At 69.8% G+C, this 3338-nt stretch carries 2 protein-coding genes and 1 pseudogene; 2 read left to right on the forward strand and 1 reads right to left on the reverse strand.

Translation table 11 applies throughout. The features are described from left to right. A pseudogene (locus tag ACOJTC_RS10580) lies at window positions 1-532 on the forward strand (hypothetical protein); the annotation flags it as partial. A 99-nt stretch (window positions 533-631) separates the two neighbouring features. Here ACOJTC_RS10580 and ACOJTC_RS10585 read toward each other — a convergent pair. Then, window positions 632-2269 carry a hypothetical protein gene (locus tag ACOJTC_RS10585; RefSeq protein ID WP_420116723.1) on the reverse strand — a complete coding sequence of 546 codons (1638 nt, stop codon included), beginning with the start codon at window positions 2267-2269 and terminating at the stop codon, window positions 632-634. Between the two features lie 529 nt (window positions 2270-2798). Here ACOJTC_RS10585 and ACOJTC_RS10590 point away from each other — a divergent pair. Then, a partial coding sequence (locus ACOJTC_RS10590) for a twin-arginine translocation signal domain-containing protein (protein WP_420116724.1) occupies window positions 2799-3338 on the forward strand: 540 nt, incomplete at its 3' end.

The following is a 3338-nucleotide window of genomic DNA, read 5'->3' on the forward strand; positions in this document are numbered from 1 at the left end:
GGCCGAGCTGCGGCAGCGCTGCGCCGAACTGCTGGGTAACCCGCTGGTGGTGCCGGCGTTCCCGAGGTACCTCTCCGGTTTCGTGCACGCGCTGGAACCGGTGCCGGGGCTCGCGCCGTTCGTGGTGGAGACGATGTCCACGGCGTTCGCCCGATTGCCCGACCCGGTGCTGCTGCCCTGGCTGCCCACGCTGATCACCACCCTGCGCGAGCACGGACCGGAGCTGGTGCCGCTGCTGGTGCGGGAGGCCGCACGCACCTTCCCGGGGACGCTGCCCGAGCTGGACGCCTGGGTGCCGCCCTGGCTGGGACCGCCGGCCGGGCCCGCCCCGGCGGCCCGACCGAACGCGCCGACGGGGCAGGTGCACGCCCTGCTCACGGCGCACCCGGTGGCGGTGGACGCGGTCGCCGGGCTGCTGGGCTGCGACGGCGGTTGGTCGGAGCCGGTCGACGCCCCGGCGGGGTCGGCGGCGGCGACGCTGCTGCTCGCCCATCCGGACACGGTGGAGGCGGTGTCGGTGCTGCTCGGCTGAGGCCGGCGGTCATGCCGGGCGGCTGGTGGCCCGGCACGACCGCCGGTCGCCGGGTGGGGGTCGTCGCCGGATCGCCGGGGTGGGTGGTCAGGGCCGGGGTCACGGGGTGTACGTCACTCCCGGGTAGTCGGCCTGGGCCTGGACGAACTGCGCCTGCCAGTCGGTGGGCCAGCCACCGAACGCGGTGGTGGCCAGCGGCTTGAGGCTCACGCCGGCCGCGCCGCTCCAGAAGTGCACGAACTCCCCCCAGTTGAGGTCCCGCGCGTAGACGCCGTCGAACTGGTGGAAGTGCTGGGACAGCAGCTGGAAGAACTTGTTGAGCACGACCTTGCCGCCGTAGTTCTGGTAGATCGGGTAGAACCAGTCCCGGAACCAGTAGGTGTTGGCGACGGGGAAGTTGTCCGAGGTGAGCAGCTTCGCGTTCTTCCAGCGGGTGGCGTCGGTGGTCCGGCCGGTGCCGACGTAGCAGTCGTACTGGAAGATCTCGGCCCACTTGCTGTCACCCCAGATGCCGTAGGCGGGTGAGCCGTTCACGCCGAACGCGGTGAACTCGACGGTGTGGTTCATCTCGTGGGAGATGACGTCCTCGTTGAGGTCGGTGTTTCCCCAGCCGCCGCCGCTCATGTCGTTGACGTCGCGGAATGCCGTGTTGGGGTCGAACTGGCTCAGCGCGAACCCGCCCGATCCCGCGTCGTCGTGCAGCACCTCGTACAGCCGCTGGCCGCTGAGGTTGCCGTAGTTGGCCTGGACGTACTCCCAGATCTGTTTGGCGTAGTCCTTCACCCAGGTCAGATCGGTCGAGGCCAGTCCCGGATCGCGGTAGATGGCCACGTTGGCGTCGTAGTAGTAGCGGGTGAGTGTCTCGTTGGGGGCGTGCCAGGTCTCGGTCCAGGTGGTGGCCGGGGTGGCGCTGAGGGTGGTGGTGTCGGCGGTGGCGTAGCCGGAGTTGCCGGCCACCCCCTCGGCCCGTAGCCGGTAGTAGTAGTGGGTGCCCGCCGGCAGTTTCAGGTTGTGGAACTTCGTGGTGCTGGCCGGCAGCACGTACGCGGTGCTCCAGGTGGTGCCGTTGGTCGAGCGTTCCAGCCGGTAGGCCGTCTCCCACCGGGTGTTGTCGGTCCAGGTGAGCCGGATCTGGTCGCTGGCCGCGGTGGCGAGCAGGCCGGTGGGCGCGGCCGGCGCCGGGGTGGTGGCGGTGGTGGTCCCGTAGATCTGCCACTCGCCGATCTGCATGTTGACCGACCCGTTGGTGGCGGTCACCCGCAGCCGGTAGTACCGGTAGGCGTTGGTGTTGCCGAACGAGTAGGTGTTGCGGTGGAAGCCGGTGATGAACGTCTGGTTGCTCTGGGTGTCCAGCGGCGTCCAGCTGCCGCCGGTGGTGGAGGCCTCGAAGACCCAGTTGCGCGGGTTGCGGTCGGGCCAGTCGTTGGCGGAGGTGACGGCGTAGCTGGTCACCACGGCCGCCGTGGTCGCCTCGAACTGGATCCAGCCGGCACCGCTGTAGGTGAAGTACTTGCGGTAGGGCGTGTTGTCGATGACCTTCTCGATGCCCTCGTCGCCGGTGGTCGACCACTGGTCGGTGATCGTGCCGGGGGTGTCGGTGATGTCCACCGCGGCGGCGAGGTGGACGCCCGGGAGGTGGCTCGGGGTCCCCGCGACGAGCAGGAGGATCGCGGCCACCGCGGCGAGCAGGGGCAGTGCCGCGCCCGGGGGCCGGCGGCGGATCGGGTCAGCGCGCATGGAGTGGGGTCCTCTCGGCGTGGTCGGTCCTAACCGGTGCGTGCCGGGAGCCGATGCCACCTCCCGGTGACCCCCGCGCACGCGGCACGACGGCCCGCCCCCGCTTCTCGGGGGGATCGGGTCGTCGAATAAATGGCGGGGATTGGCTCCGGAATGGCTTCGCCAGAAGCTTGACGAATCGGCCGGGCGACACCGGAATAGCATTCGATGTGGATGCCGCGACCACTCCCCGTTGACCGTCTGCGCACCGAATACTAGTTGCGGCATAGCAAGCGGTCAATGAGACCTCTTTCTCACCGATGAGCGGGAAATGCAATTACATAGATATCCCACCCGTGGGAGGCAACCCGGGACGACGGCCGGGGCCCGGGTGGGTGACGGTCCGGCCACCGGCCGGGCCGGGCACGCGGCGGCGCTGGCCGGCCGTCGTTCACTCCCATCCCGCGCGCCGTGCAGCGGCTGTTCACCCGTCTCTCGGAGGCTTCGTCACCGACACGGTCGACACCCGGATCACGTGGAGGGCTCTGCAGTGCAGCACAGGAATTCCGAGGACGCCACAGGCGGTCAGCTGTCACGCCGCCAACTGGTGAAGTACGCGGGCGTCGGCGCAACGCTCGCCGCCGCCGGCCCGTTCGTGGGCGTCGAGGCGGCCCACGCCGATCCCGACCGGCAGGATCAGGCGACGGCCGGCGCAGGTCGGGCCGATGACCGGATCTGGCGGGCCGGCGACCACCACATCCACTCCGAGTACAGCGGGGACTTCGACACCTCGACGAACCCGCCGACGTTCCACAAGGGCGCCGACGCGGTCTATCCCATCGTCACCAACGCGATCATGGCGAAGAACTTCGGACTGACCTGGGCCATGTGCACCGACCACGGTGGACCGACGCACTCCAAGGTGAACCTGGAGCAGGCGTACCCCGATCTGCTGCGGTCCCGCCGGCTGGTGCCCGAGGTGTTGCAGTTCTGGGGCATGGAGTTCGACGCCCCGGCGATGGACCACCACACCCTGATGATCCCCCGGCACGCCGACGAGGCGAAGCAGCTCTTCGAGCTGGAGAGCCGG

The sequence above is a fragment of the Micromonospora sp. genome (genome assembly GCF_048594385.1).
Classification (GTDB): domain Bacteria; phylum Actinomycetota; class Actinomycetes; order Mycobacteriales; family Micromonosporaceae; genus Micromonospora; species Micromonospora wenchangensis.

Bases quoted from the DNA above. Each gene is read 5' to 3' on its own strand.
- ACOJTC_RS10585 (WP_420116723.1), bottom strand. From the start codon at position 2,269: ATGCGCGCTGACCCGATCCGCCGCCGGCCCCCGGGCGCGGCACTGCCC.